Origin of the sequence: Streptomyces boncukensis (assembly GCF_011045075.1) — a bacterium.
GTDB lineage: Bacteria > Actinomycetota > Actinomycetes > Streptomycetales > Streptomycetaceae > Streptomyces > Streptomyces boncukensis.
Genome location: NZ_JAAKZZ010000888.1, coordinates 1 through 1,780 on the forward strand (window position 1 = coordinate 1; position 1,780 = coordinate 1,780).

At 72.0% G+C, this 1,780-nt stretch carries 1 protein-coding gene; it reads right to left on the reverse strand.

All coding sequences use genetic code 11. The features are described from left to right. On the reverse strand, positions 1-1,780 hold a 1,780-nt coding region (locus tag G5C65_RS36720; RefSeq protein ID WP_241266325.1), incomplete at both ends, for a type I polyketide synthase.

Genomic DNA, 1,780 nt, shown 5'->3' on the forward strand with positions numbered 1-1,780 from the left:
CCGCACACCCTCCCCCACCGGCCACTCCCGCGCCTCCGCCAACAACTCCACCGCACCCGCCGACCAATCCACCTCCGGCGTCGGCTCATCCACATGCAACGACTTCGGCAGTCTGCCGTGCCGCATCGCCTCCACCATCTTGATGACCCCGGCGACTCCGGCGGCGGCCTGCGTATGTCCGATGTTCGACTTGATCGAACCCAGCCACAACGGCCGGCCCTCCGGACGGTCCTGCCCGTAGGTGGCGATCAGCGCCTGCGCCTCGATCGGATCACCCAGCGCCGTCCCCGTCCCATGCGCCTCCACCGTGTCGACCTCGTGCGGTTCGAGCCCGGCGCCCGCCAGGGCCTGGCGGATCACCCGCTGCTGGGATGGGCCGTTCGGCGCCGTCAGACCATTCGACGCACCGTCCTGATTCACCGCAGAACCCCGCACCACCGCCAACACCCGATGCCCCCACCGCTCCGCATCCGACAACCGCTCCACCAGCAACATCCCCACACCCTCACCCAGGGCTGTGCCGTCGGCGCCGTCGGCGAAGGACTTGCAGCGGCTGTCCCGGGCCAGACCCCGCTGTTCGCTGAAGTAGCCGAACGTCTCGGGGGTGGACATCACCGTCACGCCGCCCGCCAGGGCCAGCGAGCACTCCCCCGAGCGCAGCGCCTGGATCGCCCAGTGCAGCGCCACCAGCGACGACGAACACGCCGTGTCCACCGTCACCGCCGGACCCTCCAGGCCCAGGGCGTAGGAGACGCGGCCGGAAGCAATGGCTCCCGAGTTGCTGCTGTACGCGTAGTCGTGGTGCATCACACCGGTGAAGACGCCGGTCGCGCTGCCGCGCAGCGTCGCCGGGTCGATGCCCGCCCGCTCCAGCGCCTCCCACGCGCTCTCCAGCAGCAGCCGCTGCTGCGGGTCCATCGACAGCGCCTCGCGCGGACTGATCCCGAAGAACTCGGCGTCGAAGTCACCCGCGTCGTGGAGGAAGCCCCCTTCGCGTACGTAGATGCTGTCGGGACGCTCGCCGCTGGGGTCGAAGAGCCGGTCGATGTCCCAGCCGCGGTCGGCGGGGAAGTCGGAGATGGCGTCCCGCCCCTCGGCCACCAGCCGCCACAGCTCCTCCGGCGAGGACACCCCGCCCGGATAGCGACAGGCCATACCGACAATCGCGATCGGCTCACCCTCACCGCCGGCAGCCGGGACCAGGGCCCGCTCCCCCTCGCCGTCCGCCGAACCCGACAGCTCACCCAGCAGATAGTCGGCCAGCACGACCGGTGTCGGGTAGTCGAAAACCAGCGTCGCGGGCAGCCGCAGCCCCGTGACCTCGTTGAACCGGTTACGGAACTCCACCGCGGCCAGCGAGTCGAAGCCCAGGTCGCGGAAGGCGCGCTCCGGCTCGACCGCCTCCGGGCCCGCGTGCCCGAGGACGGAGGCAGCCTGCGTACGCACCAAGTCGAGCACCAGGGCGTGCTGGTCCGTGCGGGCCAGTCGGACGAGCCGATCCCGCAGTCCGTCGGGGGCGACGGCGGAGCCGCCCGCCGTACGCCGGGTCACTCCACGGACCAGGCCCCGCAGCAGCTCCGGTACGGGCCCGCTCGCGGCCAGGGCGCGCAGGTCGAGACGGATCGGCACGAGGTCCGGGCGGTCGGCGGCACGCGCGAGATCGAAGAGGGCGAGCCCGTCCTCGACGGACAGTGGGCGGACGCCGCCGCGTGCGAGGCGGGAGCGGTCCTCGTCGCCCATGGTGCCCGTCATGTCGCTGGCCTGGTCCCACAGGCCCCAG